The organism is Natrarchaeobaculum aegyptiacum (genome assembly GCF_002156705.1).
Classification (GTDB): domain Archaea; phylum Halobacteriota; class Halobacteria; order Halobacteriales; family Natrialbaceae; genus Natrarchaeobaculum; species Natrarchaeobaculum aegyptiacum.
The window spans coordinates 674,078-699,995 of the sequence record NZ_CP019893.1 but is presented as its reverse complement, the minus strand read 5'-3'; the positions used below and the strand labels follow the sequence as shown (position 1 = coordinate 699,995).

At 65.2% G+C, this 25,918-nt stretch carries 26 protein-coding genes; 20 read left to right on the top strand and 6 right to left on the bottom strand.

The window, feature by feature from the left end; all coding sequences use genetic code 11:
• Window positions 1-8: 8 nt before the first annotated feature.
• The 12 genes from B1756_RS03530 (at window position 9) to B1756_RS03475 (ending at window position 13,588) form a co-directional block, all read left to right on the top strand.
• On the top strand, window positions 9-1,343 hold the full coding sequence (locus B1756_RS03530) for a serine hydrolase domain-containing protein (protein WP_086887301.1): 1,335 nt from the start codon (window positions 9-11) through the stop codon (window positions 1,341-1,343).
• Window positions 1,344-1,455: 112 nt separating this feature from the next.
• Complete coding sequence (locus B1756_RS03525; protein ID WP_086887300.1) at window positions 1,456-1,713, top strand: hypothetical protein; 258 nt, start codon at window positions 1,456-1,458, stop codon at window positions 1,711-1,713.
• Between the two features lie 112 nt (window positions 1,714-1,825).
• Window positions 1,826-3,517, top strand: coding sequence for an NADH-quinone oxidoreductase subunit D (locus B1756_RS03520; RefSeq protein ID WP_086887299.1), 1,692 nt, complete (start codon window positions 1,826-1,828; stop codon window positions 3,515-3,517).
• 127 nt (window positions 3,518-3,644) lie between these two features.
• Complete coding sequence (locus B1756_RS03515) at window positions 3,645-4,502, top strand: polymer-forming cytoskeletal protein (RefSeq protein ID WP_086887298.1); 858 nt, start codon at window positions 3,645-3,647, stop codon at window positions 4,500-4,502.
• A gap of 283 nt (window positions 4,503-4,785) precedes the next feature.
• Window positions 4,786-5,652: an electron transfer flavoprotein subunit beta/FixA family protein gene (locus B1756_RS03510; RefSeq protein ID WP_086887297.1), complete on the top strand. Its 867-nt coding sequence runs from the start codon at window positions 4,786-4,788 to the stop codon at window positions 5,650-5,652.
• A gap of 2 nt (window positions 5,653-5,654) precedes the next feature.
• The gene (locus B1756_RS03505; protein WP_086887296.1) at window positions 5,655-7,205 is read left to right on the top strand and encodes an electron transfer flavoprotein subunit alpha/FixB family protein; all 1,551 of its coding nucleotides are present in this window, start codon (window positions 5,655-5,657) and stop codon (window positions 7,203-7,205) included.
• Window positions 7,202-8,914 carry an FAD-dependent monooxygenase gene (locus tag B1756_RS03500; protein WP_086887295.1) on the top strand — a complete coding sequence of 571 codons (1,713 nt, stop codon included), beginning with the start codon at window positions 7,202-7,204 and terminating at the stop codon, window positions 8,912-8,914. The genes B1756_RS03505 and B1756_RS03500 overlap by 4 nt, the downstream gene beginning before the upstream one ends.
• Before the next feature lie 2 nt (window positions 8,915-8,916).
• Window positions 8,917-9,285 (top strand): DUF8055 family protein, encoded by a 369-nt coding sequence (locus tag B1756_RS03495; protein ID WP_086887294.1) that lies wholly within the window; start codon window positions 8,917-8,919, stop codon window positions 9,283-9,285.
• Between the two features lie 450 nt (window positions 9,286-9,735).
• The gene (locus tag B1756_RS03490; RefSeq protein ID WP_228434451.1) at window positions 9,736-10,836 is read left to right on the top strand and encodes an ABC transporter substrate-binding protein; all 1,101 of its coding nucleotides are present in this window, start codon (window positions 9,736-9,738) and stop codon (window positions 10,834-10,836) included.
• Window positions 10,837-10,860: 24 nt separating this feature from the next.
• Window positions 10,861-11,979, top strand: a complete 1,119-nt coding sequence (locus tag B1756_RS03485; protein WP_086887292.1) for an ABC transporter ATP-binding protein — start codon at window positions 10,861-10,863, stop codon at window positions 11,977-11,979.
• Window positions 11,976-12,821 (top strand): ABC transporter permease, encoded by an 846-nt coding sequence (locus B1756_RS03480; RefSeq protein WP_086887291.1) that lies wholly within the window; start codon window positions 11,976-11,978, stop codon window positions 12,819-12,821. The genes B1756_RS03485 and B1756_RS03480 overlap by 4 nt, the downstream gene beginning before the upstream one ends.
• Complete coding sequence (locus tag B1756_RS03475; protein WP_086887290.1) at window positions 12,818-13,588, top strand: ABC transporter permease; 771 nt, start codon at window positions 12,818-12,820, stop codon at window positions 13,586-13,588. The genes B1756_RS03480 and B1756_RS03475 overlap by 4 nt, the downstream gene beginning before the upstream one ends.
• A 229-nt stretch (window positions 13,589-13,817) precedes the next feature.
• Here the strand turns inward: B1756_RS03475 and phoU are convergent, their stop codons facing one another.
• Entirely contained in the window at window positions 13,818-14,489 is a 672-nt protein-coding gene (gene phoU / locus B1756_RS03470; protein WP_086887289.1) for a phosphate signaling complex protein PhoU, read from the bottom strand.
• Between the two features lie 175 nt (window positions 14,490-14,664).
• Between phoU and B1756_RS03465 the strand changes: the two genes are divergently transcribed.
• Window positions 14,665-14,985, top strand: a complete 321-nt coding sequence (locus B1756_RS03465) for a DUF7977 family protein (protein WP_086887288.1) — start codon at window positions 14,665-14,667, stop codon at window positions 14,983-14,985.
• A gap of 135 nt (window positions 14,986-15,120) precedes the next feature.
• Here the strand turns inward: B1756_RS03465 and B1756_RS03460 are convergent, their stop codons facing one another.
• Together B1756_RS03460 and B1756_RS03455 are read right to left on the bottom strand one after the other, a co-directional pair.
• A complete protein-coding gene (locus B1756_RS03460) occupies window positions 15,121-15,444 on the bottom strand; it encodes a DUF7853 family protein (protein WP_086890027.1) in 324 nt (107 codons plus the stop codon).
• A gap of 167 nt (window positions 15,445-15,611) precedes the next feature.
• Entirely contained in the window at window positions 15,612-16,169 is a 558-nt protein-coding gene (locus tag B1756_RS03455) for an NUDIX hydrolase (protein WP_086887287.1), read from the bottom strand.
• A 288-nt stretch (window positions 16,170-16,457) separates the two neighbouring features.
• Between B1756_RS03455 and B1756_RS03450 the strand changes: the two genes are divergently transcribed.
• The 3 genes from B1756_RS03450 to B1756_RS03440 all read left to right on the top strand — a co-directional run bounded on the left by B1756_RS03450 (window position 16,458) and on the right by B1756_RS03440 (window position 19,473).
• Window positions 16,458-17,525 (top strand): phosphotransferase family protein, encoded by a 1,068-nt coding sequence (locus B1756_RS03450; protein ID WP_086887286.1) that lies wholly within the window; start codon window positions 16,458-16,460, stop codon window positions 17,523-17,525.
• 171 nt (window positions 17,526-17,696) lie between these two features.
• Window positions 17,697-18,626 carry a sulfide-dependent adenosine diphosphate thiazole synthase gene (locus B1756_RS03445; protein WP_086887285.1) on the top strand — a complete coding sequence of 310 codons (930 nt, stop codon included), beginning with the start codon at window positions 17,697-17,699 and terminating at the stop codon, window positions 18,624-18,626.
• Window positions 18,627-18,705: 79 nt separating this feature from the next.
• On the top strand, window positions 18,706-19,473 hold the full coding sequence (locus B1756_RS03440) for a DUF7001 family protein (RefSeq protein ID WP_086887284.1): 768 nt from the start codon (window positions 18,706-18,708) through the stop codon (window positions 19,471-19,473).
• A 15-nt stretch (window positions 19,474-19,488) separates the two neighbouring features.
• Here the strand turns inward: B1756_RS03440 and B1756_RS03435 are convergent, their stop codons facing one another.
• Entirely contained in the window at window positions 19,489-19,878 is a 390-nt protein-coding gene (locus B1756_RS03435) for an ester cyclase (RefSeq protein WP_086887283.1), read from the bottom strand.
• Window positions 19,879-20,032: 154 nt separating this feature from the next.
• On the opposite strand from B1756_RS03435, the gene B1756_RS03430 reads away from it, so the two are divergent.
• Window positions 20,033-20,443, top strand: coding sequence for an acyl-CoA thioesterase (locus tag B1756_RS03430; RefSeq protein WP_086890026.1), 411 nt, complete (start codon window positions 20,033-20,035; stop codon window positions 20,441-20,443).
• A 119-nt stretch (window positions 20,444-20,562) separates the two neighbouring features.
• Entirely contained in the window at window positions 20,563-20,778 is a 216-nt protein-coding gene (locus B1756_RS03425; protein WP_086887282.1) for a PLDc N-terminal domain-containing protein, read from the top strand.
• Between the two features lie 68 nt (window positions 20,779-20,846).
• Here B1756_RS03425 and B1756_RS03420 read toward each other — a convergent pair whose 3' ends face one another.
• The gene (locus tag B1756_RS03420) at window positions 20,847-21,566 is read right to left on the bottom strand and encodes a class I SAM-dependent methyltransferase (RefSeq protein ID WP_086887281.1); all 720 of its coding nucleotides are present in this window, start codon (window positions 21,564-21,566) and stop codon (window positions 20,847-20,849) included.
• A 1-nt stretch (window position 21,567) separates the two neighbouring features.
• Window positions 21,568-22,467 carry a thiamine-phosphate synthase family protein gene (locus B1756_RS03415; protein ID WP_086887280.1) on the bottom strand — a complete coding sequence of 300 codons (900 nt, stop codon included), beginning with the start codon at window positions 22,465-22,467 and terminating at the stop codon, window positions 21,568-21,570.
• Window positions 22,468-22,614: 147 nt separating this feature from the next.
• On the opposite strand from B1756_RS03415, the gene B1756_RS03410 reads away from it, so the two are divergent.
• Complete coding sequence (locus B1756_RS03410; RefSeq protein ID WP_086887279.1) at window positions 22,615-24,540, top strand: hypothetical protein; 1,926 nt, start codon at window positions 22,615-22,617, stop codon at window positions 24,538-24,540.
• A 42-nt stretch (window positions 24,541-24,582) separates the two neighbouring features.
• Window positions 24,583-25,905 (top strand): DUF7405 family protein, encoded by a 1,323-nt coding sequence (locus B1756_RS03405; RefSeq protein ID WP_086887278.1) that lies wholly within the window; start codon window positions 24,583-24,585, stop codon window positions 25,903-25,905.
• Window positions 25,906-25,918: the final 13 nt, after the last annotated feature.

Sequence of the window (25,918 nt, the reverse complement as noted above, 5' to 3'; positions counted from 1 at the left end):
CGTTCGGTATGGGATCGGATCGAACGTCGCTCGAGCGACGGACCGTCCTCACCGCGCTGGGTGCCGGTGGACTCGCCGTGCTCTCGGGCGACGCGGCGACGGCGAGCGAGACTATGCGGTCGATCGTCGGGCAGATCGACGAGGACGACCCGCCGGTGATCGCACGTGGCACCGAACGGGTCGAACGGCTCTTCGAGTACCAGCTCGAGCAGGGACTGCACCACGGGGCGCAACTCGCAGTGTATCGAGACGACGAACTGATCGTCGACCTCGCGGGCGGGATTACGGACGTCGAGGACGGCGACGGCGGGGAGCTACCGACGGACGAGGCCGTTCCGGACGGGACCGAGACGGAATCGGACTCGAGATTCGTCCTCTTCTCGAACACGAAACCGCTCGCGGCGGCCTGCGTGCACGTGCTCGTCGACAGGGGAGCCCTCGCGTTCGACGATCCGATCGTCGATCACTGGCCCGACTTCGCCGACGAGGGGTCGGAGAAAGCCGAGGTGACGGTCCGCCACGTCCTCACACACCAGTCGGGGCTCCCCGAGACGCCGGTCGACCAGGCGTACGACGACTGGACAGATCCCGACGCGCTCGCCGAGGGCGTCGAGGAGGCCGAACTTCAGTTCTCTCCGGGCGAGGAGATTTCCTACCAGTTCTACAGCTTCGGCTGGATCGTCGGCGAACTCGTCCGGCAGGTTACCGGCGAGCGCATCGACGACTTTGCGCGTGAGACGGTATTCGAACCGCTGGGGATGGATCGCACCCACATCGGCCGACCGGAGGACGAGGAAACAGTCGATGACGACGGCGAGGCGTTCGAGGTGGCCACGCTCGCTGGCTTCGAACCCTGCGATCGGGTCGGCGAACCGGGGCTCGTCGCCGGCTACACGACCGAGGAGGCCGCCGAGACGTACAACCGCGAGGCGGTCCAGGAGGGGCTCAACCCGGCCTGGACCGGTATCGGCCCGGCTCGAGAGCTTGCGCGCTTTTACGCCTGCTACCTGAACGGCGGTGAGTTCGACGGCACCCGTTTGCTCGAGGAAGAGACGGTCGCGGAGGTGACCTCCCTCCAGGTCGAGGAGCCGCCGGTGGACGTCGTCGGTACGGCAGACCGGTGGAGCCTCGGCTTTCAGCGCGGCGGCGCACTACCCGACCGTCGAGGCGTCGTCACACCCGTGGGAACGTTCGGCCACGGTGGGCTGGGAAGCAGCCAGACCTGGGCCGATCCCGAATCGGGACTCGCGTTCGCGTTCGTCTGTAACGGCATTCGCGACGGCTACGAGCACAACGCGCGAACCGCGATCCTCTCGGAGACGGTCCGGCAGGAACTGGGCTGAGGCTGAATCGAGTCCGCAGTCGGCATCGCTCGCTGGCACGCAGCCGCGCCGTCACGCACCGCTGTCACTCGCCGGCCCGCGGCTTTTGCTCCGGGTCGCCGTACGGCCGTGCATGTCTTCTCGCCCGACCGGCACCCTGTCCAACGATCGACTGCTGGAGCTTCGGGAGACCACAGAGACGGCGGCCTCAGAACTGGCGATCGAGGTGACGCCGGTCGCCGCGGACGTTCACGAGCGGCAGGCACGAGCGCTGATCGACGCCGCCGGTGTCGAAGAGTACGCCGCCCTCGATGGCGAGTACGGCCTCGTCGTCACCGACGAGCGCGATCCGACCGAGTGGGCGGCCCCGGAGTCGGGGCGCGACCGGTGAGCCCGGCGAGGGGCGACTCGAGACGGAGAGCCGGGCTGCAAACGCCGGCCCCAGCGTCATCATCGGTCCCGGTGTAGGCTCGCGGAGCCATGCCCAGGAGGAGGACGATCCTATGAGCGAGGGTTCCCAGCGCGAACGGCCGGACGTCGATCCCGAGTACGACCACCTGCGGGGCGAAGGCGAGGGTGTAGATCCCGACGCGCTCACGGACCTGCTCTCTGACTACGCACTCCGGCGGGACGACCACGAGAACGCGCCGGCGTTCGTGATCCGGCCGGACGACGTCGTCGAGGTCCTGACGCTCCTCCGGGAGGAGGCGGAGTTCGACCACCTGTCCTGTATCACCCCACAGGAGTACGAGGACCGCTACGAGTCGATCCTCCACGTCACGTCGTTCGACGATCGGACCCGCGAGGTCTCGCTCGTCGTCGAGCTCCCGAAAGACGACCCGGTCAGCGAGAGCGCAGCGCCGGTCTTCCGGACGGCCGACTGGCACGAGCGGGAGGCCTACGACCTCGTCGGTATCGAGTACGAGGGTCACCCCGACCTGCGGCGCATCCTGTTGCCCGAGTCCTGGCAGGGCCACCCCCTCTCGCTCGAGTACGACCAGACCCAGTCCCAGATCGTCCGCTACGGCGAACACGCCAACCCGCTCGAGGCGGACCGTCGGACCGACGAAGGAGACACGATGCTGCTCAACGTGGGACCGCACCACCCGGCGACCCACGGTGTGCTCCACCTGAAGGCGGTGCTCGACGGGGAGACGGTCGCCGACGTGGAACCGGACGTGGGCTACCTCCATCGCTGTGAGGAACAGATGTGCCAGCAGGGGACCTACCGCCACCAGATCATCCCGTACTCGAACCGGTGGGATTACACGGCGAACCTGCCCAACGAGTGGGCGGTCGCCCGCGCGATCGAGGACATCGCCGACATCGAGGTACCCACGTATGCCCAGGTGTTGCGGACGATGGCGACCGAACTCGGGCGGATGCTCGGGCACTTCCTCGCACTCGGCACGTTCGCGCTGGACATCTACGGCGAGTTCACCGCGATCTTCCAGTACGCCTTCCGGGACCGGGAGGTCGTCCAGGACATCTTAGAGGACCTTACCGGCCAGCGGATGATGTTCTACTACTTCCGGCTCGGGGGGGTCTGCTGGGACCTGCCCGAACCCCGCGCGGAGTTCATCGAGAAGGCCCGCGCGTTCTTGGCGGAGTTGCCCGCGAAGCTCACGGAGTACCACGACCTGATCGTCACCAACGAGATCTTCCGCCTGCGGACGGTCGACACCGGCATCTTAGAACCCGAGGTCGCGAAGAGCTACGGCTGTACGGGCCCCGTTGCCCGCGGGTCGGGGATCGACTACGACCTCCGGCGGGACGATCCATACGGCTACTACGAGCACTTGGACTGGGACGTCGTCACGCGAGACACCTGTGACAACCACGCCCGCGTCCTCGTCCGGATGGAAGAGGTCGAGGAGTCGGCGAAGATCGTCCAGCAGTGTCTCGACCTGCTCGAGGACTGGCCCGAGGACGAGCGCACGGTCCAGAGCAACGTCCCGCGGACGCTGAAGCCGGACGCGGACGTCGAGACCTATCGCGCCGTCGAGTCGGCGAAGGGCGAACTGGGGATCTACATCCGCTCGGACGGGACGAACTCGCCCGCCCGGTTCAAGATCCGCAGTCCCTGTTACCACAACCTCTCGGCGCTCCCCGAGATGGCCGAAGGCGAGTTCGTGCCCGACCTGATCGCCTCGCTGGGCAGCCTCGACATCGTGCTGGGGAGCGTCGATCGCTGATCGCGTCGAGTTCCGGCCATCGCCCCTGCACGAGTCTGACAGCTGTCAGACGAACCGGACGATTCCGGCCGGTTCGGCCGCCGTCAACGACGAAATTTATTACGGGCCGGTCACATTGCACCCGAGTGTGGCCATAGGCAGGGACCCGCTCGACGAACTCGTCGTGCCGGACGGCACCGAAGCGAAGGAAGTCGCCCTCGAGACCGACGGGGACGTTCTCGTCGGCGCGCGCTCGAGCGTCGAGTTCGGCGTTCGCGGTCGGAACGTGATCGCGGGCGAGCGCGTCGAGTTCGGTGGCGACATCGAGGCCGACGGCGACTGTCGACTCGACATGTGGTGTGACGTGGCCGACAACGTGCTCGTCGGTCAGGACGCCTACATCGGCGAACGGGTTCACATCGGCGGCCAGTTGAAAGTCGCGGGCGACCTCGATATCGGCGACGACGTCGACATCGAGGAGGGATTCGAGGCCAACGGCTGGATCGTCATCCGGAATCCGATGCCGACGGTCGTCCTGCTCTTTGTCTACCTCAAACATCTGCTTCTCATCGGCGAGGAAGACACCGCCCAGCGGCTGATCTCCGAACTCGTCGACGAGCAAGACGAGGTCCCCACGATCGAACCGCTCGTGATCCCCCGGAACGCGACCGTCGGCGACGACGCCTGGCGGGTGTCGACGCCGGCACGAATCGGCGACGAGTGTCGCCTCCACGGCAACGTCCGCGCGGAGTCGATCGACGTCGGCGCGGCGTCGAACGTCTTCGGGAGCCTCCGTGCGCGCGGCGACGTCACAGTCGGCGAGGGATCACGCATCCACGGCGACCTGACGACCCGGCGCGGTGACGTCACGGTCGCCAACGGCGCACGCATCCTCGGGGACGTCTCCTGTGGCGACCTCGAGCTGGGTCCCGACGCCGAGGTCGACGGCACGATTCGCGCCGACGGCGAGATCACGATGGGAACGAGCAAACGCGAACGCGAGTAGCCAGTTTTGAGTCGTATTCGGCGCTCAGGGTCACCTCGAGACCCGGGTCCGACGATCGACCAGCGGTCACGACGAGCGAACCGGGCGCTTCCGTCGTGGCCACAACGTTCATCTTCGGGTCTCACCGTCGACCGCCAGACGGCGCGGCCGTCATCGGCCGTCTCGAGGCCGAGTAACCGGGAGTTTCCGCCCACGAAGGGGACCCCTATCCTTAATAGTGACAGTTGCGATAGTGATACGCACGCATGGTAGTAACAGACACGCAATCCACGGAGGGGATCGTATGCGTTCGATCGTCCTGACCAAGGGCGTGCCCGACTTCTCGGAGGGGGCGGTCTCTTTCGACGAGGACGGGCACCTGGAACGAGGGAAGACGCCCACGGTGATGAACCCGAACGACGGGTTCGCACTCGAGGCCGCGTTGCAGACGCGGGTCCGTCACGGTGGGCACGTCAGCGGCATGAGTATGGGACCGCCGAGTTACGCCGAGGTCTTGCAGGAAGCGATGGAGTCGGTCTACACCGACGACAGCTACCTGCTGACCGACCGCGAACTCGCAGCCTCGGACACGTGGGCGACCTCGATCACGCTGAGCGCGGGCCTCGAGACTTACATGGAGGAGGTCGGCGATATCGACCTCGTCTTCGCGGGCTTCAAATCCGCGGACGGCGAGACCGGCCAGACCGGCCCCCAGACGGCCTGGGCGATGGGCTGGCCGATCGTCACCCACGTGATCGCCCTCGAGATCGACCCCGACGAACGGCGACTGCGGGCGAAACGACTCGTCGAGGGCGACGTCGACGAGATCGAGACCGTAGAGGCGCCGTTGCCGTGTTTCGTCGTGACCGATCCCGAGTTCGAGCCGACCTATCGAAAGGCCTCACACCGGCTGACACACAAACGACTGCGCGCCGAAACCGAGCAACGGGCGGCCGATCACGAGGAGCACCTGACGACGTGGGGTCACGAGGACCTGAACCTCGATCCCGAGTACATCGGCCTCGACGGCTCGCCGACGATCGTCTCCTCGGTCGATCCGATTCCGAAGGCGCCGTCAGAGCGAGACGCGACGATGGTCGACCCCGACGATCCAGACGGGATGACCGAGGTCCTCGACCAGCTACAGCCCTACGCCGCTGGAGGTGACTGATCGTGACCGACGTAGATCCAACCGAACACACGGTAGACGAACTGGCGGACGAACTCGAGACGATCGACGACGAAGACGTCCTGCAGGCGGTCCTCGAGGCAGAGCAGGCCGGGCAGGACCGCGCGACCGCACGCGAGGCGGTCCACCGCCGGCTCGAGGCGATCGGTGCGATCGAGTCTGCCGACGGTGACGGCGGCGCTGGCGTGACGGCCGACAGCGACGACACCGAAGGCGAGTACGAGGAGACGAAAGAGGACGTCGGCGAGGACGCCGAGGGCGAGGAGATCGACCAGCAGGTCGAAGACGGCGACGAGGGCCACCCGGAAACGAGGGATAAAAAGCACGTCCGGGCGCTCGAGGACGGCGACTACGGCGACATGTGGGTCTTCTGTGAGACACAGGCCGGTGGGCTGCTCGAGGTCTCGAAGGAGATGCTCGGGAAGGCCCGCGAACTGATGGACGACTTCGCCGAGGAGTACGGCGACGAAGAGCGCGTGGTCGCGTTCCTGATGGGCGACGACTGCGAGGAGCTGGCCGCGGAGTGTATCGCCTACGGCGCGGACGTCGCGGTCTACCACGACGACCCCCGGCTGGAACGGTTCCTCCACGAACCGTACACGGAGATCGCAGCGCACATGGCCCGTGGACAGGGAACCGCAGAGAGCACCGACTGGCGCGAGTACGACGAGCCCCGCTACATCCTGTTCCCGGCGACGAACAACGGCCGGGATCTCTCGGCAAAAGTGCAGGCGGAACTCGACTCCGGGCTCGCCTCCGACTGTTCGGATCTGTTCATCGAAGAAGAGGAGGTCTCGAATCCCGTCAAGACCGGCGAACCGGGCGTCAAGAAGACCTTCGAGAAGGTCCTGCACATGAAGCGGCCGGACTTCTCGGGCTTCGAGTACTCGACGATCCTCTGTCTGGACAACCCCGGGCGGGACTTCCACCCACAGGGTGCCTCGGTCATCCCGGGCAGCTTCGATCCGATCGAACCCGACTACGACCGGGAGGGACTCGTGATCGAACACGACATGGAACTCGACGAAGACTGGTTCCGCGTCGAGATCACCGAGTGGGACCGACTCGAGGCTGGCGTCGATCTCACCGGCCACGAGGTGATCGTCTGTCTCGGACGGGGAATCGCAGACGACCCGACCCGGGGGATGGAACTGGGCCTCGAGCTGGTCGACGCCTTCGAGGACGCCGAACTCGGAATTACCCGGGGAATCGTCACCTCCTCCTACGAGTTCGAGGGCCACGTCGAACGGTACTCACGGGAGGAGCGCCAGATCGGCGAGACGGGGCAGGTCGTCGCCCCTGACCTCTACGTCGCGGCGGGAGTCTCCGGGGCCGTCCAGCACAAAGTGGGCATGGACGAATCGGAGACGATCGTCGCGATCAACACCGACCCCGAGGCCACCGTTCGTGATTTCAGCGACTACTTCGTCGAAGGTGATCTCTTCGAGGTGTTGCCGCGACTCACCGAGGCCGTCAAAGAGGGAGAGATGGCTCCCGAGATGGTTGCCGACGGCAGCGGAGGTGATGACGAATGAGCACCGGTGACGCCGTGACGGGCGCGGGTGCGGATGCGACCGGAGACCGAGAACACTACGAAGCCGTCGTCGTCGGCTGTGGGCCCGGCGGAGCGGCCGCGGCGGCGCGACTGGCAGACCACGGCATCGAGACGCTCGTGTTAGAGCGTGGAACCGAAGCGGGCTCGAAGAACGTCTCGGGTGGGCTCGTCTACGCCGAGGAGTCGGCACCGTACACGCTCTCTGATCTGTTCGACGGCTTCCGCGAGGAGGCCGCCGAGCGCCCGGTCACCGACTACCGGATCCACAACGTCGCCGGGAACAGGGTCAAGACCTACGACCTCACCGACCTGCACGAACACGACACCGAGTGGTGTGACGCCGTGCTCCGCCGGGAGATGGACGCCTGGCTCGAGAAGCGCGTCCACGAGAAGACGAGCGAGACCGGCGGGGGCGTCCTGACGAACGTACGCGTCAACGGTCTCCTCCGTGAACGCGGCGAAATCGTCGGCGTCACCTGCGACGAACTCGACCCGATCGAGGCCGACCTGATCGTCGCCGCCGACGGCGTCAACTCCGAACTCGCCCGCGACGCCGGCCTGATGGACTGGGACGAACCCGACGAGTGGTTCCAGGGTGTCAAGGCCGTCGTCGACGTCGACCCCGACCGGATCAACGAGCGATTCGGACTCGAGCCAGACGAAGGGGTCGCTCACCTGTTCTCGGGCGACCTCTTCGAGGACGTCCGCGGCGGCGGATTCCTCTACACCAACGAGGACTCGCTGTCGATCGGGACCGTCTTCCACTTAGACAGTCTCGTCGCCGAGCAGGCCGAACCCCACGAGTTACTCGACGCGTTGCTCACCCACCCGATGATGGCCCGGTGGCTCGGCAACGAGTACGACGAACGCGAGTACGCCGCGAAACTCGTCCCCGACTCGAAGAAAGTCGCCCATCCCGACCCCCACCAGGGACGGCTCGTGCTCGTCGGCGACGCCGCCGGCCAGATGCAGGCGCAGGGCCCGATCATCAAGGGCATGAACCACGCCGTCACCGCAGGGGCACTCGCCGCGGACGCGTTCGCAGTCACTCGCGGGAACGCAGATCCCGCCGCCGCTGGTCGTCGCTACGTCCAGTTGCTCGAGGAGTCCGGCACCATGGCGAAGCTCAGGCCAAGACGGTACGAACTCTCTCGGACGCTCGCCGAACACGACCCGATCACGAGCGTCGTCGATACCGTCCTCGAGTCACCCGTCGGTCGACTGGCGTTCGGGAACCGGATGGCCAACGGGCTGCTCGAGCGCGCGTACAACTCGCCGTTCCTCGTGGGGATGCTCCCCGACACGCGCACGGGCTACGTGACGGTCCCCACGGTCATCGGCGAGACCCAGGGGAAGGCGATCCACTGGGACAACGAGGTCGAACCGCCGACGCTCGAAGAGCGCATCGGCGACCTCACCTACGACACGGACGTGGGGAACCCCCACATCGAACTGCGTGACGAGTCCATCGAGGCCAGCGGGACGGCCGTCACCGCCTGTCCGGTCAGCGCCGAGGACTTCGGTGGCGGCTGTTACCGCTCGGAGGAGGTCAAACGCAACGGCACCGAAGAGACCGTCGTGAGCCTCGATACCCAGCCCTGCGTCGAGTGTGGGACCTGTGCGGTCGTCGCCGACACCGCGTGGGAACACCCCCGCGGCGGAAAGGGCGTCGAGTTCCGCGAGGGCTGAGCGTGAGTCGGTACGGGCCTCGCATCGCTGCTCTCGCACGCCAGGCCGAGCGCGACCGGGCCGCGTTCGACGACGAGCGCCAGAACCCGCGGTTCGACGACCCCGAGAAATATCTCCGCGAGGGCGTCGGACCGGCGGTATGGTGCTACGTCGAGGCCCGGACCGGCGGCCGACTCGTCCCCTTTTCAGAAGCCGAGTTCGAGGCGCTCACCGACGCTGTCAACGCCTGGCTCGAGTGCTACGCGCTCGCCCACGACGTCGACCTCGACGCTGACGTCTCGCTCAGGGTAGCCGCTGAACTGCTCCTCGAGACGCGAAACGTCCACGACGTCGGCCAGTTACTGACGGGCGTTCCGGAGCGACAGCACTGACCGATTGGAGACGGCGAGCCGTCCAGAGCCGCCACCACGGGCCTCGAGTCGGACAGTCGGTCGAAAACGAAGTCGGATTCACAGATTTGAGGCGGATGCCACGGGGCTTGACCCCGAGGTCAATTACGGATCGCTCTACTGAATCGTCTCGACGGGAGCCGCACCTGTCGTGTCGGACGTCACAATTCGACGGATCCAGTCGGTCAGACCAACTCACTGCGGGGCGGTGTGATGGGGTCGAGCCGGTACTGCTCGGGCCGTCTCCTCCTCGAATTAACGCTCATCCAGAGAGAACTGATTTACAACGACTCCGATTATTGCATTATTACGGACCTCTGGACGGAGTATTCTGGACTGTGGTTATCGTCGCTCAGTGAAAGCCCTCTACGACCTACCATTGTTTATATTTATCACGGAAGATTAATGGTGTGGCGACGGAAAGCCTCAGCTATGCGTGACGCAAGTATGGGAGACAACCCCAGCCGTACGGTTTCGCGACGATCGTACCTGAACTTCGGTGCTGGGGCGTCTGCCGTCGCACTGGCGGGATGTATGGGTGGAAGCGGTGGGAACACGCTGACGTACCTCAACCGTGGCGGTGCCATTCAGGACGCCGAGATGGAGGTCCTCGCGGAGTGGGAAGAGGAAAACGACGTCGAGATCCAGTTCCAGTCGGCTGCCGAGGACAGCGAAATGATGGAATCGATCGCCGCAGATCCGAGCGGGTACGACATCGTAACGCTGTCGCCGTACGGCTACGGACTCGACGCCGTCCATCCGCAGTATAGCGACGAGGAGTACTTCGCCGACATCGATTACGATCAGGTTCCCAACTACGAGGAGAACATCCAGGAGGAGTGGCGCGAGATCGACTTCCTCCAGGGTCACGACAAGGGCCTGTTCTACCACGTCTCCGCACAGGGACTGGCGTACAACACGGAACACGTCGACGGCATCGAATCGTGGGAGGACATCAAAGACCCCGACCTCGAGGGGCAGGTAACCCTGTTCGGCAGCGCACCCACGCGATTCGGACAGTGCTGTGCCGCCCTCGGCTACGACGTCGCCGAGGCGCTCGAGGACGACGACCTGTTCGACGAGGTCTTCGAGGAAATCGAAGCCCAGCACCAGAACGTCTACCAGTACTGGGCGACCGGCGACCAGTTCATGGGCGACCTCTCGGAGGAGCAGGCCCACGTCGCAAGCGCCTGGGGCGGTCGCGTCGAGTCACTGTACCACGACGGCGTCCCCGTCGACTACACCATTCCCGAAGAAGGCTGTGTCCAGTGGTCGGTCGCGTTCTCGATCCTCGAGGAGAGTGATATGAAAGCGGAAGCCTACGACCTGCTTAACTGGATCTACCAGGAAGACGTCGCCCTCGAGATGGTCGACCAGCACTACTACCCGATTCCGCTGACCGGCGACCACGAGGAACTCGAGGGTCGCTTCGAGTCCCTCGACGCCGACGCGGTCGTCTCGTTCGACTGGGAGGCCGTCATCGCCAACATCGAGGATATCGAGCAGCGGTTCGACCAGATTCTGGCCAGCTAATCGACTCTCAGACATTTCACAATCATGCTCGAAGTAACCGGACTGACGAAGACCTACGGGTCACTCGTCGCGGTCGACGACCTCTCGTTCAGGATCGAACAGGGGGAGTTCGCGACGCTACTCGGCCCCAGTGGCTGTGGCAAGAGTACGACCCTGCACACGATCGCTGGCCTCCGTGAGGCCACGGAGGGCTCCATCCGCCTCCGGGGCGACGACGTGACGGACGTCCCGACGAACGAACGGAACCTCGGGTTCGTCTTCCAGCACTCGGCGCTGTTCCCGCACATGACAGCCCTCGAGAACATCACCTATGGGCTGAAGATGCAGGAGTTCGAGGGCCGAGACCACGACGAGCAAGCACAGCGCTTCCTCGAGATGGTCCAGCTCGGCGACCACGGCGACCACAGGCCGACCGAACTCTCAGGCGGACAGCAACGGCGACTCTCGCTCGCCCGCGCGCTCGCGTACGAACCGGACATCCTCCTGCTCGACGAGCCGCTGACGGGGCTCGATCGGGTCCTCCGTGAGGACATGCGAAACGAGATCAAGCAGATCCAGCGGGAAGTCGACGTGACGACGCTACACGTCACCCACGACCAGGCGGAGGCGCTGTCGATGTCCGACCGCGTGATCGTGATGAACGACGGGAAGAAAGAACAGGAGGGGTCGCCGAAGGAACTCTATCGGAACCCACAGACGGAGTTCGTCGCCGAGTTCGTCGGTCAGTCGACGAAGTTCACGGGTACAGTCACCGGTCCCGGAGCCAGCGCCTCGAGCGCCAGCCAAGAGGGCGACGGCCAGGTGATCGCCGCCGAGACCCTGACCGTCGACGTCGGCGAGATACAGATCCAGGCGACTCCCCGGTCCGGACAGGCGGGTGGCGAGGGCCTCGAGGGCCAGCAGGTTTCGCTGTACGTCCGTCCCGAGGGGATTTCGCTCGTCGAATCGGGCAGCGCTGACGACGTACCGAACACGTTCCCCGCGACGATTACCCACGTCGAGTACCTCGGTCACCGCAACGAGATCGATGCGACGCTGCGCGACGGGACGGAACTGACAGTCTACGGGGACGCCTCGATCGACATTGGTACGGGAGACGAGATCACCGTCCAGTTCGATCCGGCGGACGTGATCCTGCTATGAGGACCATCAAACTCCCATCGACGGCGGTTCCGGCGGGACTCCGTCGGCGGTTCTCCCCACGGATGCTCGTCGGGCTGGGGCTGCTCTGGCTGATGGTGTTTTTCGTCGTTCCGGTGCTGGTGTTGCTCTACGAGAGCCTGAACTTCGGCGAGGGGCATCTCCTCGCACACTATCAGCACTCCTTCGGCGATCCCTACCCCCGGATCATGCTCCGCACGCTCGGGTACGCCTTCGTGACCACCGCGATCTGTCTGGTGCTCGGCTACCTGACGGCCTACTACATCGCGTTCAAGGCCAGGCGTCCGCTCGTGCTGCTGGCGCTGGTCCTCCTGCCGCTGTGGGTCGCCATCATCATCCGCTTTTTCGGGGTCCGGCTGTTCTTCCTCGACTCCGGTCCCCTCCAGCTACTGCTGGGCACCGATTTCGGGATCCTCTTTTCCAGTCGCGGGGTGGTCCTCGGGCTGGTCAGCGCGCTGTTGCCGTTCTCGGTGTTACCGATCTACAACTCGCTGCGTTCGATCGACGAGGAACTAATCCACGCCTCACACACCCTCGGGGCGGGTCAGTTCCAGACGCTCCGGTCGGTGATCCTCCCGCTGAGTTACTCCGGGATCGTCGCGGCGACGCTGTTCGTCTTCATCCTGTCGGCCGGATCGTACCTCGCACCGTCGTTCCTCGGCACCCAGAGTGAGTACATGATGGCCAACGCCATCGCCAGCGCCCAGGGGTACAACATCTCCGTCGCGGCGGCGATGTCGGTCATGTTCACCGGCGCGTTACTCGTCCTCGTCGGACTGTTCAACCACTTCGCGAACGTCTCGGAGGTGCTCGGCGAACTATGAGCGACCGACTCTCTCGACTCGGCTACCTGCCGATCCTGCTGGTCGTCTACGCCATCTTGCTGATGCCGGTCGTAATCGTCGTCCTGACGTCGCTGACGCCAGCGTCGCGGCCGACTATCCCGTACGATGGCATCAGCCTCGAGTGGTACGTCGAACTGTTCCAGAATCCGCGAATCTTCGACGCGATCGTCTCGAGCGTGATCGTCGCCGTCAGCGCCTCGATCCTCTCGGGGATCATCGGGACGGCGACTGCCTTCGGAATCGTCAGGAGCGATCTCGAGTACAAAGAGACGATCGCGACGGTGCTATTGTTGCCGATCATGATCTCGCCGGTCATCATCGGGGTCGCAATCTTACGATTCGGGACCGACGTCGGGTTGACGCGCGGGTACCTCCTGACGATCATCGCACACACCGTGTTGACGTTCCCGTTCGTCTTCCTGATCGTCCGGGCGCGACTGCTCACCTTCGACGACAGACTCGAGGACGCCTCTCGGACGCTCGGGGCGAACGGCCTCGAGACGACGTTCAACGTGACCCTGCCGATCCTCTCGCCGGCGGTCTTCGCGGGGATGTTGCTCGCGTTCGTGATCTCCTTCGGCGAGTTCACCGCCACCCAGTTTCTCGACAGCGCGACCTCGACGACGGTCCCGATCTACATCTACGACCAGATCCAGACCGGCCTCTCTCCCGAGGTCAGCGCGCTGGCGACCGTACTGGTCGTGGTGATGATCGTCGCTGGCTTTATCGGCGATCTGGTCACCTGACCGAGTCCTCCGTTTTTACGTCGGCGTCGGTCGATCGCAGGTCGGCAGGTCGGTAATCGGCAGGTCGACTCCTTCCCACCAATCCGGTCGCTCGAGATCCCAGACGGCTACCGGTCACGCGTTCGACCGGTTACCCGCTCGAGTACGACCGCAAGAGAAGCGCACAGTCACTGTCGACGAACCGTCGCCGACCCCTCAGCCTGCATCGGATCTGAAAAACGACGCGAAATCAGTAGATCAGTTCGTCGTCGTTCTCGACCATGTAGAGCGTTCGCGCGGCAATGTTGACTGCGTGGTCGCCGACGCGCTCTAAGTCCCGGATCGTGAGCAAGAGCCGTGAAACGTCCTGCAGGAGGTCTTCGGCCGTATCCGTCGAGGTGAGTTCGCGCTCGAGGAGGTCCCGGACGACGATCTCACTCGCGGCCTCGGCGTACCGGTCGAGGTCGTCGTCTCGCGCCGCGAGTTCCCGGCAGGCGTCGGTGTTTTCGGTCTCGTAGGCCACCATCGCGTCCTCGATCATCTCGAGGGTCAACTCGCCCATTCCCTGAATGTCGACGTCGGGGTAGCGGTCCTCGTCGGCCTCTAGAGTGTAGTCGCCGAGGTTGACCGCGAGGTCGGCGATCCGTTCTAAGTCGGTGATGATCTTGAACGACGAGGCGATAAATCGCAGGTCGCTCGCGACGGGTTGCTGGAGCGCCAGCAGGTTGATACACTCCTGCTCTAAGTCGAGGTACATCTCGTTGATCTCGTCGTCCCCGTGGATCACCTCTCGAGCCAGCGATTCGTCTTTCTGCTCGAGAGCGTCGAGCCCCATGCGAAGTCGCTCGAGGACGACCTCGCTCATGTAGAGAACGTCCTCGCGGAGGGCCGCGAGTTGTTCCTGATAGGATTTCCGCGCCATAGTGGACGAAGCCGTTCGGGCAGCAAAATAGCTTGTGCTCGGCACAACACTGGCGGGTCCCCGTCGAGCGACGGTCACCGTCTACCGGTGCAAGCAGGCTCGTCCGGTCTCGAGGTCGTCGCTGGCGGGGTCGAGAACCGTGAGTGCTTTGACCGTCCACTCCTAACGGCCGGGCGTGACCTCGAGCGACAACGGTGGCTACGTCCACGATCCGTCGGCGTTCGACGAGGAGGGAAACCGGACCCAGACGCCTGGCGACGGTGACTCGAGCGACGACTGGGTCGACGATCCGGCCCACCCGGAGACCGCAGACCGGGAGTTCGACTGGCGCGGGTGGGTCCTCGTCGGCGTGATCGTCTTCGCGTTCGTCGTCTCACCGCTCGCGATATACCTCTGGCCGCCGGGGGTCAGCTACATCTTCGCGCTGATTATCCTCCCGCTGTTCCCGGCGTTCTTCCTCGGGATCGTCGCTGTCTGGGCGACGACTCGACCCTGACCGACGCGAGTTCTCAGACCGGCCCCATCGTCCCTGATCACCGAAAGCGACGGCCCTCGGAATCGAGCCTGGGCCGTCGCTGACCGGTCGATCGCAGCCGAAGCGCAATTTTCGCGACGTCGCCAAAAAGAGCGATCAGGCTGGGGACTCGAGTGTAGCCTCGAGTCGGTCGTAGACGGTCGATCCGTGGACGGCGTCCCGTTCGGGGACGTCCCCGTCGAGATAGATCTCGAGGAGTGTCGCGAGTTCGCGGGTCTGTCGTCCGGTAAACGTCTCTGACTGCTCGTCGGAGTCGATCGCCTCGACCGTTTCGAGCGCCTCGAGCGCCCAGGTCGGCGGGGACTCGTCGGCGTCGTAGGCGTCGTCGACCCGGGAGACCAGGACGTGGTGGACGACCCACTGCTCGTCTCTCGAGAGCGGGACTTCGTGTGTCTCGGTTTCCGGTGGTGGGGAACTCATTTCGTCACACGGACCGATTTCGTCGGTCCTCACACGACGATACGGACGGGGGGCTAATAAGGCTTGTTGCGTGATACCACTTCACAACGAGTTGCCGTCTGTCGATTTGTCCGCCACGTGTCAGACGACGACTGTGGGTCGTCGGCAGAGAGCTACCTGTCAGGTGGTCACTGGACGTCCCGCCGCATCGCGATTTCGAACCACGGGCACAGTCTGAGCTGGCGGTACCACGCCGGGTTCGATGCCAGTCGCTCGTACGGTGCCCAGAGTATCCCGGCGACCTCCGATTCGTCCGGCTCGAGCGTACGGTCGGACAGGGTCACCTGCAGGACCGCACAGACCTCGTGTTCGACGCCTGCGGTCTCGAAGTACCGTTTGTACTCGAATCGATCCGTCACCCGAAGGTCGTCGTACTGGTCGGGTGTGACGCCCAGTTCCTCCTCGAGTCGCTGTTTCGTCGCCGCCGTCTGTGACTGTCCCGGGTCTGGATGAGAGGCGACGGTGCCGTCCCAGTAGGTTCCCCAGAGGCGTTTCCCCGGTGCGCGCTGGGCGAGCAACACGTTGTCCTCCCGGTCGAAGACGAGGCAGGTGAACGCCCGGTGGCGAATTCCCTCACCGGTGTGGGCCTCGAGCCGGTTGACGACATCGCGTCGTTCGTCGTTCGCGTCGACGGCGACGACCTGCTGGGCGGCGTTCTCGTGGTTCTCGGGACTGTCTGCGGCCATAGTCCTCCATCGGAGGGCTGGCCAATAATCCTGGCCCCAAACGGACTCGGCGTGGTCTGGAAGAGCCACTCTCGAAGCCGGTCAGGACCACGCTCGCGGACTCACGCCAACCGAACGCTCTCGGGTGTGACACGTTCACACGAGATGAACGTTGTAAGAAACGAGACGAGACAAAACTATTTTCGTTAATCGGGATACTAGTGATATCGTATCCCATCATGGCGACTGTGGATCGTCCTACGGGGGCGGTCCCAGCTCCGCCCGCCGCGATGGACGAAAACAGCCACCATGACCGAGAACGAATCCTACTACGACCGCCTCGTCGACGAGGACGCCCTCGCGGCGTACCTCGCCGACAACCTCGGCGAGGCCGACGACTACGACGTGCACCGACACCAGGAAGGCCACTCGAACGAGACGCTGTTCGTCACCTGGGGGGACCGCGATCTGGTCGTCCGCCGGCCGCCACCGGGCGAGACCGCAGACACCGCCCACGACGTCATCCGCGAGTACAGCGTGATGAACGCCGTTTCAGAGACCGACGTCCCGGTTCCCGATCCCGTCCTCGCCTGCGAGGACCACGACGTCATCGGCAGCGACTTCTACGTCATGGAACGGCTCGAGGGGGACGTCCTCCGTGACGACGAACCGGATCGGTTCGCCGATCCCGACCACCGCCAGCGGATCGGCGAAGAACTGGTCGATACGCTCGCAAAAATCCACCGGCTCGACTACGAGGAGATCGGTCTCGGCGAGTTCGGGAAGCCTGCGGGGTACACCCAGCGCCAGGTCGACCGCTGGGGCAAGCAACTGGCGTGGGCGTTCGAGGTCACCGAAGACGAACGCGAGGTTCCGGACCTCCGTGAGGTCGGTGACTGGCTCCGGGACAACGTCCCCGAGGAACACCCACACACGCTCGTTCACGGCGATTACAAACTGGACAACGTCATGTTCGGTCCCAGTGAGGAGCCAGCACTCGTCGCCGTCTTCGACTGGGAGATGTCGACGCTCGGGGACCCACGGGCCGACCTCGGCTGGATGCTCTCCTACTGGTACGACGCCAAAGATCCGGATCCCGAGATGCCGGAGCTCTCAAATCGCTTCATGACCCGCGAGGGCTACCCGACCCGCGTCGAACTCGTCTCTCGGTGGGAAGAACTCACCGGCCTCGAGTTCGAACACGAACGCTTCTACCGCACGCTCGCGGTCTACAAACTCGCTGGCCTCGGCGAGATGTTCTTCCGACGGTACCTCGAGGGCAACAGCGACAACCCGATGTACCCGAAGATGGAAGCGCGCGTCCCCGCACTCGCCGCCCGCGCAAAGCGGATTATCGACGGCGACGAACCGCTCTGAACGGTCGGTTCTCGCGTTTCGGCCTCACGTTTCCATCTCGGTTCTTCGTTCTGATCCGGCCAGTAGCGACGCGTGAACCCGTAGGATCGCCGTTCGAGTCGAACGAGAGTACCGGCAACCGGCAGGGGAACGCGACAGGTTTTTCACCACCCAATCGTACCACCTAGTTGTATGAGCGACTTCGACCAGTTCAGCGACGTCGGTGAAGCGGACGTAACGCGAGCGATCGGCCAGGAGTGGACCGAGGAGTTCATGGACTTCTCGGATTCGGACGTAATCATCGTCGGCGGCGGCCCGTCGGGGCTGACCGCGGCCAAAGAACTCTCGGAACGCGGGGTGAAGACGATGGTCGTCGAGAAGAACAACTACCTCGGCGGCGGCTTCTGGCTCGGTGGCTTCCTGATGAACAAGGTCACCGTACGCGACCCGGCCCAGAACGTCCTCGAGGAACTCGACGTCTCCTACAAGCAGTCCCAGGACAGCGAAGGGCTGTACGTCGCCAACGGCCCAGAGGCCTGTTCCGGCCTCATCAAGGCCGCCTGTGACGCGGGCGCGAAGATGCAGAACATGACCGAGTTCACGGACATCGTCATCCGCGAGGACCACAAGGTCTCGGGGATCGTGATGAACTGGACGCCGGTCCACGCACTCCCGCGTGAGATCACCTGCGTCGACCCCATCGCCGTCGAGGCCGACCTCGTCATCGACGCGACGGGCCACGACGCGATGGCGATCACGAAACTCGACGAGCGCGGCGTGCTCAACGCGCCGGGCGTGCAAGACGCCCGCGAACGCGGCCAGGTCATGGACCAGACCGACGCGGATACCTACGGCGCCCCCGGTCACGACTCCCCTGGCCACGACTCGATGTGGGTCGGCAAATCGGAGGACGCCGTCGTCGAACACACCGGCCTCGTCCACGACGGCCTGATCGCCACCGGCATGGCCGTCGCCACCGCCTACGGCCTCCCGCGCATGGGCCCGACCTTCGGTGCCATGCTCGTCTCCGGCAAACGCGCCGCACAGGTCGCCCTCGACGAACTCGAGGTCGACGCCGACCCCGTCGACATCACCTCGCGGGCCGCGCCGGCCGACGACTGACACGAGACGGGAACGGTTCCGGCACCACCGACACGCACCGTCCGTCGACTGACACTACCCACATCACTCCCAGAAACGAATGCCCGAACGCGTCGTCTGCTACCGTGCCCCGTCGACCGTCGTCGACGTCGACGCCGTCGCCGACTGGCTCGAGCCTCGCATCGACCCCGCCATCGAGGTCCAGGACCGATTCCTCGAGGTCCATCGGACCGACGACCTCCCGGAGCGATTCGCCGAGGCGCGAGTTCTCTCGCCGTACGATCGCCGAACGGGGAACACGATGCTCGGAACGGTCCGGTACGAGGAACGCGCACTCGAGCATCCAGAGCGCGAGGGGGGCGTCCTCTACGACGGGATTCAGGTCCAGCGGGCGCTCAACGCCGCGCTTCCGGCCGAGGAACGAGGACTCGAGACGCTCCACGTGGTGGTCCTCGACCGGGCGATCGGGACCTGGGGCGACCACGACGGGCGCTGGCACAAGCGAGTCACCGTACTGGGCCAGCCTGCGATCGTCTCCGTGCCCGGCCTCTACGAGGCTCCGGCGAAGCCCGAGGCCTACTATAAAGAAAAACAACGCCACGCGCTGCTCTCCGGGGACGCCCCGCCGCGCGAGGTCCTCGAGAATCAGGTCGACGGCGATTTCCTGGTCGAGGACGACCCGCGGACGACCGACGCGCTGAAGGGATACCTCCTGCAAGCCGTCGACTACCTCGAGACGGGCGAGCCGTTCTGTGACGACGAGCGCTGTCGACTCTTCAACGCCCACTACCACGAGGACCTGATCGGTGCGCAGTTACGCGACCCCGAGTTCTGTCCGACCCACGAGGCCCGGTACGGACTCGAGTGAGCAGGCCAGTCGTCGTCAGGGGTCGACGATGTCGGCGATCGCCGTTGCCGTCCCCCGGGCGATCCATCGTTCGACGATCTTGCCGTCCTCGAACCGGTACCACGTGAGACCGCTGTCGAGTTCGACGGGGTCGCCCGTCTCTGCGTGCGTGCCACGCCACGTGTACCGGACCGCGACCTCGTCGTCGTCGGCAATCGCGTGTTCGATCGTGACCGTCAGATCGGGAATCGTATCCCAGACGAAACGATAAAACTCCCGCAGTTCCTCGAGACCGTCGACGTCGGCACCGTGGATGCGTACGGTTTCGTCGTAGCACTCGAGGTACCGATCCCGGCTCTCTGGATCGTTGTGGTACGCGATCGATTCGCGGAGGATATCGACGTTCTCCGATTCCGATTTGGACATACAGGTGTTTCGGTGGCAAGACAGATATTCGTATTCGCGGGGACCGTGACAACAGGCCGAACGCGATCAGACTCGTGTCTCTGGGATGCCGGCTGGAACCCAGCTGCCGACTGCAATCGGTGACCTCATCTGTGCGAGTCGATTCCAACAGCACATGAGTGAAGAGTTTACCTACGACATCTCCGTCCGCTTTCGCGATCTCGACCCCCTGAACCACGTCAACCACGCCGTCTACGCAACCTATCTCGAGGCGGCCCGGACCACCTACCTCGACGAGGTCCTCGGAATCGCCGCCGAGAACCTCTCGTTCGTCATCGCCAACCTCGAGATCGACTACGTGCGACCGATCCTCGCCGACCACGAGCCGACGGTCGCCCTCCGGGTGGAACGGCTGGGCACCTCGAGCATCGTCATGAGCTACGAGATCCGCGTCGACGACGACGTAGCCGCGACCGCCGAGACCACGCTGGTTCACATCGACCCAGATTCGGGCACGTCTGCACCGCTCCCCGAGGAGGCTCGAGACGCGATTCGAGCGTACCACGGGCTCGAGGCGGCTGCCTGAGTTCGGATAGGTTCCAGCTGAGGACCATCTTTTCTACTGAGCGGTTCAAGAGGTGATCCGACTCGACATATTTTCGCCCAGTAGAAATATTATGCCATTAATTTAGTGGTTGGATACTAATGATTTCGGCTTCCGCACTCGAGACACGACCTGGAACGGGAGAGGGATCGATATTCTTCCTCTTGCTCGGACTCGCGTACCTCGGTGCGATCATCTGGACGTATCAGGACGCAACAGAACGGAGTGACCAGTCGCCCACGCTCTGGGCGCTCGCCGTGGTCCTCGCACCACCCCTCGGGGTGGTGTTGTACCTCCTGCTTGGACGGACAAGATGACCAGATGATGCCACGGGCCGTGGACGGTCGTGAGCGACTGCTCCCCGAGGTACTGCTCTGACCGGCACTCACTCGAGCCTGCCACCTGTAAGCCGAACGACCCCGAAGATGTGCGTCTCGTCTGCGATGGCAACCGACCGGTCCCGCAACCGGCGATGGGCGGCGTCGATCTTTGCATCGAGTCGCAGATGTGGGTCGTCCTCGTATCGCAGTTTCGTCGTCGGCGGCGTCGAGAGGACGACGACCGCCCGAAACACCGCGTTGATCGGCGGTGCGTACCACACCTCGCTCCGGGCCGCGTTCGCGAGGACGACGTGCCCGCCCGGACCCACGAGGTCGCACCAGTCGTCGACCGCACCCGCCGGGTCCTCGAGCATACCGACGACGAACGTCGCGAGCACGGCGTCGACGTCGAGTCCGGCTTCCTCGAGTTCGTCAGGCAGCGGCGGTCGCGTCGCGTCACCGCGAAGCACGTGGACGTTGTCGTAGCGGGCCGTCCGGTCGCGCGCCCGCTCGAGCACTGGCCCGGTGACGTCGATGCCGATGACCGTCCCCTCGGGACCGACGCGCTTCCGGAGAGACGGCAGGTTCGCACCCGTTCCACAGCCCATCTCGACGACGGTATCGCCGGACTCGAGTCGACAGGCGGTGGCCGCTCGCCGTCGCAGTGCGGGGACGCCGGGGGTGTAACGAGCGATCACGTCGTAGAGGCCGGCCCAGCGGCCGTAGAACTCCTGGGTCGTTTCGTCGGTTGCGCCCACGCGTTCAGCGAGCCGATCGAGGGGCATCTCAGAGCAGTTCGCGAACGGCGTCGGCGACCGACTCGGCGTCGGTCCCGAGCACGTAGATCAGCGGTTCGATGCCCATGCCGCCGGTCTGGTACAGCACCGTCGCCTCCGGTTCCGCCTCGAGGGCGTCGGCGATACTCTCGGCGATGTCTCCCGACTCGTCGAACTCCGCGGTGACGTTTCCGTGGTCGTCGAGGGCCTCGAGCAGGTCCTCGTCGTACCGGATGTTGACCGCCGCCGAGACGTCCGCGCCGTTCTCGCGGGCGGCCAGCAGGACGGTCGCGACGTGCTCGGAGACGCCGAATTCCGGGTCGGCCGGGATCGAGGCCTGCCCTTTGACGTCGAAGATGCGTCCGGGGACGCCGGCGACGTCGTCGACGTCCTCGGCGTCGGGCGTACAGGCCACCAGATTCGACCCCACCGCCGGGATCAGGCTCGCGAAGCCACTTGCCGTCTCGAGGATGCGAAGGCCCCGTCGGAGCGACGAGAGGACCCGTTCGCTGGTCCGCAGGTCGCTTTCGGGGTCGTGAACGCGGAAACTCGCACTGTGATCGGCCAGTTCCGGGACGGCCTCCTCGTGGAGCTGTGCGAGCAGGTCGCCGCCGCTCTCGAGGTCTCGGATCAGGACCTCGATTTCGATCAGCGCCTGGACGGGAGAGACGGCACCGGAGGCCAGCCCCTCGGCGAGTTCGGCGACGAGTGCCTCGACGCGTTCGTCGTCGGCGATCCGGTCGTTGGTCGCGACCTCGCCGTGGGCGTACTTCGAGACGGCACTCTGGCTGATCCCGAGCACCTCGGCTACCTGACTCTGGGTGAGTCCCCGCTCGCGGAGTTCCCCCGCCAGCAACGATCGGACGGTGGGGAGGAACTCGTCGACGACGATCTCTTCGACGAATTGCATTCCTGTCGACGGGTACGGTCGGGGCTGGGATAACTGTAGGGTGATCGTGCTGGTGGGACCACGAACCGGGTGTCACGGGGAGCTGCAAACTGGGAAACTGAGAAACGACCAAAACCACCTATACTGGGATGACATATCGCAGCCACGATGACCGATAGCGAGATATCTCGACGCGGGTACGTGAAGGGGGCCGTACTCGCCGGGAGTGTGACGGCGCTCGCAGGGTGCAGCCAGTTTGGCGAGACCGAAGATCCCTCGAGCAGCCCAGATCGAGGCGACCCACCGGCTGGCGACGGCTCGAGTCTCAGGTTCGACACCGCCGAGTTCGCCTCCGTCCGGCAGTTCGAGGGAGACACGTACGAACGAATCCACGCTGGCCGGAAACGACGGGCGGTCGAAACCCTGCTTGCCGATCCCGAAGTCCACTCCATCGTCGAGGACTGGGTCGGAGGCTTCGAAGCTTACGAGGTACTCACGAACCACCTCGAGACGGTCAGTATTCAGGGGCCGACCGGCCTCAGCGTGGTCGAAGAGGGATTTCCCGACGGCGACGAGGCAACCTTCGACGTGACGGCGGAAAACCGACAGACCGTCTTCGGGGTCGTCGACCGGCGCAGCGACGACCTCGTCGCCCTCGAGATCACCGATCCACAGGACGTCAGCTGGACGGTTACCCAGACTCCCTACCAGATGGCCATCGGGCAGGCGATTCTCGAGACCGGCGTGGTGCGCGAGTCCCTGGGGGACGTGAGCGACCTGGAGTGGTACCCGTCCTGGAAGGGTGCCTCGGGCAGCTACACCGGGCTCGGTCTGGCAGACCTCCCGCACGGCAACGGTGGCTCTGCGGTCTTGCACGTCGCCGACGGCGACGCGGTCCGGGTCGTCAGCGCACTCATCGACGGCTCGGACCCGGAGCGACCCGAACTCGTGGACGTCTCGGTTCTCGACCACGCCGTGGAGTATCCGCTCTACGACCTCGTCGACACCGTTCAGCCGGCCTCCGAGTCGGTACTCGAGGCCGTCCCCGACGTGCCGACCGAACTACGGCCCTACTACACGGCCAACGAGGGGTTCCACCGGATGGAGCACCCGCCGGAGTCCTTCGATCGAGACGGCTGGGCGATCGAGTGGGAGCCGACGACGGCCCACGGCGTCTCCATGTCGGCGTCCTACGAGGGGGCCCCAGTGTTCGAGGCACTCGATACCCCGGTCACGTTCACGGGCTACTACATGCCACCACGAGACGGGCGAAACACCTACGAGTGGTACTTTCCCGACGGCGACACCGTGTTCAACGGCGACCTTCTCTTCTGGGACGTCCACAGCGACGAATCCGGCGGTCCCGGGATGCTCGGGCGGCTCGACTTCCCCGCCCGCGGCGACGTCCCCAGCGGGTTTCAGCTCAAAACGCACTACCACTCGAGTGCGATCGGCACGGAGAGCGTCGACTTTCACTCCGGACTGCGCTTCGGGCCGTACAACTACGACATCGCCTACGAGTTCTACGAGGACGGCGTGTTCTCGCCGATCTTCCGGCGGGCGGGTCCGGGATTTCTCACCCACTTCACGGAGAAGTTCGAAGCGAACGCAGACACCTACGAGGACGACGGCAGCTACGACCCACCCGTCGTCCAGCACTACGTCTCGGCGCAGGCGATCGACGTGACTCCCGGCACGGACGACGGCGCCGCGGTCGAACTCTTCGACGGCGACGAGTGGACGACCCCCGACTCGGAGTTCTACCTCGAGGGCGAGCCCGGAACGATCGCCCGCTTTCGGAATCCGGACGGGGCTGAAACGATCGACATTCCGCTCCGAGAGGACCTCGAGCTCGTCGTCGTCCGGCGCGACGAGTCCGAAATCGGGCCGGGTGAGTACCCCGCTCACCGGCTGTCCGAACCGGAGCCGCCGTTCGAGTTCGCCCACCCGGCCCAGTACGTCGACGCCCGGTCTATCCAGGGAGAACGCCTCGTCGTCTGGCTGCTCATGATCGGGCCGATCGACCAGCTTCCGTACCCGTCGGGAGTGTCGAACTTCGTCACGGCGGCGGAGATACACCTCTCGGGGTACTGATCGGGCGACGAGCGATTGCGAGCGACGAATTACAGCACAACGATGGACCCAGCCCCAGACGATCGAACGGCAGTCACCCCGCCGTCGCCAGACGGGCAATCGCGCAGAGCCCTCTTGCGCGCGGGAGCCGCGGCAGTCGCAGCTGGCACCAGCGCCGCACTCGCAGCCTGCCTCGAGTCCGACAGCTCGGTTGACGTCCCACCGGGCGTCGACGATCCGACTTCGCTTCCCGACGGCCAGCACGCCTGGAACGACGCGCTGGCTCACGATGCTGACGGGAACGTCCGTCCGCCGGCCCATCACGTCTTTCTCGAGCTCTCGCTCCGGGGCGGTCCCGACGGTTCGGCCCGCGAGACCGTCGAGACGACGCTCCGTGATCTCGAGCGCGCCGTCGCGTGGGGTCCCGAGGGGGTCCTCTTCACGCTCGGCTACACGCGAGCCTACGTCGACCGATTCGACGCGTCGCTCGAGGGCGTCTCCCTGCCGGAGCCCGACCCGATGCCCGTCCTCGCCGCCGAGAGCGACGTGACCGTGGCGACGAACGACGCCCTGTTGCACCTCGCGAGCGACGATGCTGCCGTCGTCCTCGCCGTCGAGGAAGCGCTGTTCGGCGACCGCCAACGCCTCGACGGCACCTCGTTATCGGGGTCGCTCGCGGACGTCTTCGAGCGCGTCGACCGGCGAACGGGATTCGTCGGGCCGGGACTACCGGCCGAACGACAGCAGGGACTCGAGGGGCTCCCAGACGGAGACCCCGTCCCCGAGGAGGCACCGTTCTTCATGGGTTTCCGGTCGGGCTTCCGGGAGAGCCAGGCGACCGAGGACCGGGTGACGATCGCAGACGGCCCGTTCGCCGGCGGAACGACCCAGCACGTCGAGACGCTCGAGCTGGAGCTCGGAAGCTGGTTCGAAGCGAGCAGTCACGACCAGCGCGTCGCGCGACTGTTCAGCCCGGATCACGCCGACAGGGAGGCAGTCGGCAAGTACGGCGACCGACTCGGAACTGATCCCGGCGTCCTCGAGACCGTCGATCGGATCGCCGATGACGCCCGCGAGCGCGGCATCGTCGGCCACGCGCAGAAACTCGCTCGAGCCCGTGATGACGGCGACCCCGTCCTCCTGCGTCGCGACGTGAACACGACCGACGGCGACGTCTGCGGGCTCCACTTCGTCTCTCTCCAGCGAGAGCTATCCGAGTTCAGACGCGTGCGACGAGCGATGGCCGGCGACGAGTTCCGCCAGTACGGCGTCGGACCCCGCCAGGGAAACGGCATCCTCAGGTACGTCAGATTGCGACACTGGGGGGACTATTTCGTTCCGCCGCGACGGCAACGGGCACTTCCGCGACCGAACCCGGATACGTGACCGCCGTCTTCGG

What these genes read in the sequence shown, in the direction of transcription:
- B1756_RS03460 (WP_086890027.1), bottom strand. Translation starts at nt 15,444, where the DNA reads ATGAGTTCCCCACCACCGGAAACCGAGACACACGAAGTCCCGCTCTCG.
- B1756_RS03485 (WP_086887292.1), top strand. Translation starts at nt 10,861, where the DNA reads ATGCTCGAAGTAACCGGACTGACGAAGACCTACGGGTCACTCGTCGCG.
- B1756_RS03450 (WP_086887286.1), top strand. Translation starts at nt 16,458, where the DNA reads ATGACCGAGAACGAATCCTACTACGACCGCCTCGTCGACGAGGACGCC.
- B1756_RS03410 (WP_086887279.1), top strand. Translation starts at nt 22,615, where the DNA reads ATGACCGATAGCGAGATATCTCGACGCGGGTACGTGAAGGGGGCCGTA.
- B1756_RS03425 (WP_086887282.1), top strand. Translation starts at nt 20,563, where the DNA reads ATGATTTCGGCTTCCGCACTCGAGACACGACCTGGAACGGGAGAGGGA.
- B1756_RS03430 (WP_086890026.1), top strand. Translation starts at nt 20,033, where the DNA reads ATGAGTGAAGAGTTTACCTACGACATCTCCGTCCGCTTTCGCGATCTC.
- phoU (WP_086887289.1), bottom strand. Translation starts at nt 14,489, where the DNA reads ATGGCGCGGAAATCCTATCAGGAACAACTCGCGGCCCTCCGCGAGGAC.
- B1756_RS03405 (WP_086887278.1), top strand. Translation starts at nt 24,583, where the DNA reads ATGGACCCAGCCCCAGACGATCGAACGGCAGTCACCCCGCCGTCGCCA.
- B1756_RS03480 (WP_086887291.1), top strand. Translation starts at nt 11,976, where the DNA reads ATGAGGACCATCAAACTCCCATCGACGGCGGTTCCGGCGGGACTCCGT.
- B1756_RS03520 (WP_086887299.1), top strand. Translation starts at nt 1,826, where the DNA reads ATGAGCGAGGGTTCCCAGCGCGAACGGCCGGACGTCGATCCCGAGTAC.
- B1756_RS03420 (WP_086887281.1), bottom strand. Translation starts at nt 21,566, where the DNA reads ATGCCCCTCGATCGGCTCGCTGAACGCGTGGGCGCAACCGACGAAACG.
- B1756_RS03435 (WP_086887283.1), bottom strand. Translation starts at nt 19,878, where the DNA reads ATGTCCAAATCGGAATCGGAGAACGTCGATATCCTCCGCGAATCGATC.
- B1756_RS03525 (WP_086887300.1), top strand. Translation starts at nt 1,456, where the DNA reads ATGTCTTCTCGCCCGACCGGCACCCTGTCCAACGATCGACTGCTGGAG.
- B1756_RS03445 (WP_086887285.1), top strand. Translation starts at nt 17,697, where the DNA reads ATGAGCGACTTCGACCAGTTCAGCGACGTCGGTGAAGCGGACGTAACG.
- B1756_RS03415 (WP_086887280.1), bottom strand. Translation starts at nt 22,467, where the DNA reads ATGCAATTCGTCGAAGAGATCGTCGTCGACGAGTTCCTCCCCACCGTC.
- B1756_RS03530 (WP_086887301.1), top strand. Translation starts at nt 9, where the DNA reads ATGGGATCGGATCGAACGTCGCTCGAGCGACGGACCGTCCTCACCGCG.
- B1756_RS03510 (WP_086887297.1), top strand. Translation starts at nt 4,786, where the DNA reads ATGCGTTCGATCGTCCTGACCAAGGGCGTGCCCGACTTCTCGGAGGGG.
- B1756_RS03455 (WP_086887287.1), bottom strand. Translation starts at nt 16,169, where the DNA reads ATGGCCGCAGACAGTCCCGAGAACCACGAGAACGCCGCCCAGCAGGTC.
- B1756_RS03475 (WP_086887290.1), top strand. Translation starts at nt 12,818, where the DNA reads ATGAGCGACCGACTCTCTCGACTCGGCTACCTGCCGATCCTGCTGGTC.
- B1756_RS03490 (WP_228434451.1), top strand. Translation starts at nt 9,736, where the DNA reads ATGCGTGACGCAAGTATGGGAGACAACCCCAGCCGTACGGTTTCGCGA.
- B1756_RS03440 (WP_086887284.1), top strand. Translation starts at nt 18,706, where the DNA reads ATGCCCGAACGCGTCGTCTGCTACCGTGCCCCGTCGACCGTCGTCGAC.
- B1756_RS03500 (WP_086887295.1), top strand. Translation starts at nt 7,202, where the DNA reads ATGAGCACCGGTGACGCCGTGACGGGCGCGGGTGCGGATGCGACCGGA.